Source organism: Streptomyces sp. NPDC055140, from assembly GCF_053607285.1.
Genome location: NZ_JBSGTG010000068.1, coordinates 6,378 through 10,105, shown reverse-complemented (window position 1 = coordinate 10,105; position 3,728 = coordinate 6,378). Strand labels below are relative to the sequence as shown.

General features: G+C 71.1%; 4 protein-coding genes and 1 pseudogene. 4 read left to right on the top strand and 1 reads right to left on the bottom strand.

Features of this window, described 5'->3' with window-relative positions; all coding sequences use genetic code 11:
• Positions 1-1,046, bottom strand: a 1,046-nt coding sequence (locus ACWFR4_RS46245; protein ID WP_453657692.1) for a hypothetical protein, incomplete at its 3' end; no start/stop codon positions are given.
• A 219-nt stretch (positions 1,047-1,265) separates the two neighbouring features.
• Here ACWFR4_RS46245 and ACWFR4_RS46240 point away from each other — a divergent pair.
• From ACWFR4_RS46240 to ACWFR4_RS46225, 4 genes and pseudogenes are all read left to right on the top strand, one after another.
• A complete protein-coding gene (locus ACWFR4_RS46240) occupies positions 1,266-1,640 on the top strand; it encodes a hypothetical protein (RefSeq protein WP_453657690.1) in 375 nt (124 codons plus the stop codon).
• Positions 1,641-1,875: 235 nt separating this feature from the next.
• A complete protein-coding gene (locus tag ACWFR4_RS46235) occupies positions 1,876-2,100 on the top strand; it encodes a hypothetical protein (protein WP_453657688.1) in 225 nt (74 codons plus the stop codon).
• Positions 2,097-2,411: pseudogene (locus ACWFR4_RS46230) on the top strand (MvdC/MvdD family ATP grasp protein); the annotation flags it as partial. The gene ACWFR4_RS46235 and the pseudogene ACWFR4_RS46230, both read left to right, overlap by 4 nt.
• Before the next feature lie 223 nt (positions 2,412-2,634).
• Positions 2,635-3,726, top strand: coding sequence for a methyltransferase domain-containing protein (locus ACWFR4_RS46225; protein WP_453657686.1), 1,092 nt, complete (start codon positions 2,635-2,637; stop codon positions 3,724-3,726).
• Positions 3,727-3,728 lie beyond the last annotated feature (2 nt).

The following is a 3,728-nucleotide window of genomic DNA, read 5'->3' as shown; positions in this document are numbered from 1 at the left end:
GGCCGGTCCGCGCGCGGATCGGCGTCGAGCAACTGCAAGGCGTGGAGTGCGGATTGCTCGGCGCGCTCCGAGTCTTTGAGGATGAGGTACGTCGTGGCGTGGCTCATCGCGGCCCGGGCGGGCCCGAACGCGAACTCGCCGCCCACGTCGTCGTGCAGCTCGTCGCGCACCTCGGGGCCGGGGTCGAGTGCCTGCTGCACGGCGCGTTCGGCGTCACGGGGGCGCCCCAGGTGCGCGTAGGCGCGGGCCTCGATCGCGGACAGCCGCATCCGTCCCATGGCGCCGACTCCGCCGAACGATTTCGCGATGTGGATGTTGCGCATGGCGGCCGTCGGGCGGCCGTCCCAGTAGGCCAGGTACGCCAGTACGCCGTGCGCGTAGGCCTGGAGCGGCCCGTGCTCGATGGTCTGCCCGTACATGGCGGCGGTGCGGGCGAACTGGGTGGCTGGACCGAGCACGCCCAGGTCGAACGCGGCCACCGACAACAGGGCCCCGGCCTGCCCGGCCGCCAGGTACAGGCGCTCTTGTTGCCGTGGCCGCTGTGTGCGCTCCAGCTTGTCCTGCACGTCCAGGAGAAGGGCTTCTGCGCGCCGGAACGCCGCGACGGGGTTGGTCGTCTCGTAGTCCACTGCCAGCGTCTGCACGTCGTCGTCGATCTGGTCCAGCGTCATGTCTGGCAGATGGGCCGAGGCGGCGTTTCCGGCGTGGGTGGCGGCGTCACGAGCAGTCATGGCGATATCGCTTTCGTTGAGCGCTGGGTGCAGGGTGACCGCTGCCTGGACAGGCGCGAATAAGTCCAGCACCGACGCTCCGAACATCCTGTGCAGGATGAGGGGCGCCGGCGGATTCGGCGCCCGCCGCTGCTGGCCGCTTGTCCACCGTCTCCACGTCGGCTCGGAGACATCCGCCGACCGGTAGCGGGCTTCATCGCGTTCGTTGCCGATGAGCCGACCGGTCTTGCGGTACTCCTTCGCGGCCTCTTCGTAGGTCCACGCCCGCTCCAGGACCAGCGCGTGAAGCAGGTTGCGCGGCTGCTGCTGCGACATGAGGTCCTCCTGACGGACGCGCCCCGGTGGTGACAGCCGGTCAGCATCGTGAATATCGCCCGTCCAGACTGCCCGGGAACCACCCACGATGGAGGTGATACCCACCTGATAGCCCGTCTGAATTCGTGAGACCCAGGTGAGACCCCGGGCGGATGGTGCCGCTCCTGTCGCGCCGGGAGGCTAGTGGGCCAAGCACGCCAGTCCAGACGAGGGGGCGCCGTGAGCATCGTGGACTCACACCACGCCGGAACACGTGAGGGCACTGAGCCCGGCGACGTGAAGGAGCCGATCGACTTCCGGGCCGTGCGAGCTGCCATCGCGGAGGTCAACGACACGCCGCTGGCCGCGCTCGAACGGCCCGGGATCGAGGAGCGGACCCGGTGGATGGCCGCCCATGTGCGGCGCATGATCCGCGAAAACGGCCCGGACCGCCCTGCGTACGCGACGTCGATCTTCCGCGCCGCCTACCGCGTCCTGGACTCGCCGACCACGCCCACCACGCTCGACTCGGACTGGGCCGCCTGGAAGCACCTGCAAAACCTCGCCTACAGCGCCGCCGCGCTCGCCGAGCTGCTCGATGCGGACACGGCGTGAGGGCCCGCATCCGCCTCGTCGACGCACTGATCACCACCATCCTGGCTGCCGCCGGCATCGGCGCGATCGGCATCGCCTTCTGGCACAGCCTCCCCTGAGCCCCCGCCGCGCTTCGCACAGGAAGGCCGAGGCGCGGCGGCTGCAAGATCCCGCTCCCCGGGCAACTCCGCACGGCATTCGGCACCCGGGGAGCGGGGCCCCTGGCACCATCCGCTCCACATCCACGGAGGATCCGATGACCACTGCCACCACCATTCCGTTCGCCGCGCGGTCCGCAGCCCCGCCCTGCCTCGTTCAGACGTCGATCAAGGGCGTGTCCTGGAACGAGGGGCTCCAGATCAACCAGCAGGCGGACGGCAGCCCCTGGCACACCGGAGACATGGCCGCCTCGACGACGGACACCAACCACGACGGGCAGGGCGACGACGTCCAGGACCCGTACTACGCGTCCGCGTCATGACCGCCGCCGCCCGCCCGGTGCTCGTGGTCGCCGAGCAGCTGGACGCGTCCGCCGACATGGTCGTCGACCAGCTCAACCGGCGCGATGTCCCAGTCATCCGCTTCGACGTCGCGACCTTCCCGCAGCAACTCACCCTCACCGCCACCCATGCAGCCGGTGAGGCGGGCTGGAGCGGGATCCTCGACGACGGGCGCCGGACGGCGCGGCTCGAGGACGTCCGGGCCATCTACTGGAGGCGGCCCGGACGCCCCCTCATCGCGGACACCGTCCCCGAGTCCTACCGCACGTGGGCCCAGAACCAGGCGGATGCCGCCCTGTTGAACGTCCTGGCGGCCCTGCCGGGCGTGCCGTGGATCAACAATCCGCACGCCGACCGCGTTGCCGCCCACAAACCTCAGCAGCTCGTCGCCGCGACCCGTTGCGGGCTCACCGTGCCGCGCAGCCTGATCCCGCCGGCACCTGGGCCTGGGTGGAGAACCGCACCGGCCTCCCGATCGCCGCCGCGCACGCCGACTACCTGCAAGGAGTCACCGAATGAATTCCTGGCCGGACACCGGCACGTCGGCCGCCCTGCGGCACAAGTACGCCACGGATCTCGCCCTGGACCACGACGGCGAGTGGCTCCAGGCGTTCGCCGACGTCCCGCGGCACGTCTTCGTTCCGCGCTTCTACACGCAGGGCACCGACGCGGCATGGCAGCCCGTCTCCTGGGGCGACGTCGGATACCTGGAGGCCGTCTACGCCGACGCCGCACTGACGACCCAGCTCGACGAACACGGCATCCCCACCAGCTCGTCGAGCCAGCCGTCCGTGATGCTCACCATGCTGGAGGCCCTCGACGTCCACGACGGCTCCCGTGTCTTCGAGCTCGGCACCGGAACCGGCTACAACACCGCGCTCCTGTCGCACCGCCTCGGCGAGGGACGCGTCACGAGCGTCGACGTCGACCCGGGGCTCGTCGCGGCAGCGATCGGCCGCCTGAAGCAGGCAGGCCACAGCCCCACCCTCGCGGCCGGCGACGGCACACTCGGCTACCCGCGCCGGGCCCCCTACGACCGCATCATCGCCACCGCGGGCCTGCACGCCATCCCGCCCGCACTGCTGGAGCAGGCCGCCGACGGCGCGGTCATCGTCGCCCCGCTCGGCTACGGCATCGTCCGCGCGCAGGTGACCGGCCCCGGACACGCCACCGGCCGCTTCCTGCCCACCCCCGCCCACTTCATGGCGCTCCGCTCGCCTGCCACACCGCCCGACCTCGACGCGGTCCGCAACGAAGACCCCCGGACGACGTCCGTGGCACCCCACGACGTCCTGGGGCGCCTGAAGTTCCCCCTCTCGCTCGCCCTGCCCGGCTACACCTCATGCACCTGGAAGGACGACCAAAGACAGGTCACGGCCGTCGGCCTGTGGACCGCGGACGGCTCCGTCGCAACCGTCGACACCACCGGCACCGTGCGCCAGAGCGGCCCGGTCCGCCTGTGGGACCGCGTCGAGGAACTCGCCAAGACCTTCACCGACGACATCGCCCGCGACGACTTCGCTCTGACCATCACCCCGACCCGGCAGACCGTCACGTACCGCGAGCCGGACGGCCCGAGCTGGCACCTGCCCACGCTCAGCCACTGAGC